Genomic DNA, 245 nt, shown 5'->3' with positions numbered 1-245 from the left:
ACATGCCGCTGAGTTACCTGGTCGATCAGTTGAAAGACGACGTTGGTGAGGTGATTTTCCTCGGCATTCAACCGGACATCGTCGGTTTTTACTACCCGATGACACAGCCGATCAAAGATGCTGTTGATACCGTCTATCAGCAATTAGCCGGTTGGGAAGGACACGGTGGATTCTCCGAGCTGGAAGCGCCAGAAGAGTAAACCGTATCAGTGCCGGATGTGAGTGACATCCGGCCTGTTTCCCGC

1 pseudogene is annotated in these 245 nt (G+C 52.7%); it reads left to right on the top strand.

Annotated features, from left to right (window positions below):
* Positions 1-200: pseudogene (gene hycI / locus FDX22_RS26345) on the top strand (hydrogenase maturation peptidase HycI); the annotation flags it as partial.
* Between the last annotated feature and the right edge of the window lie 45 nt (positions 201-245).

Source organism: Citrobacter sp. TBCS-14, from assembly GCF_005280805.1.
Classification (GTDB): Bacteria; Pseudomonadota; Gammaproteobacteria; order Enterobacterales; family Enterobacteriaceae; genus Citrobacter; species Citrobacter gillenii.
The sequence above is the reverse complement of the archived record's forward strand: the minus strand, read 5'-3'. Positions and strand labels throughout refer to the sequence as shown.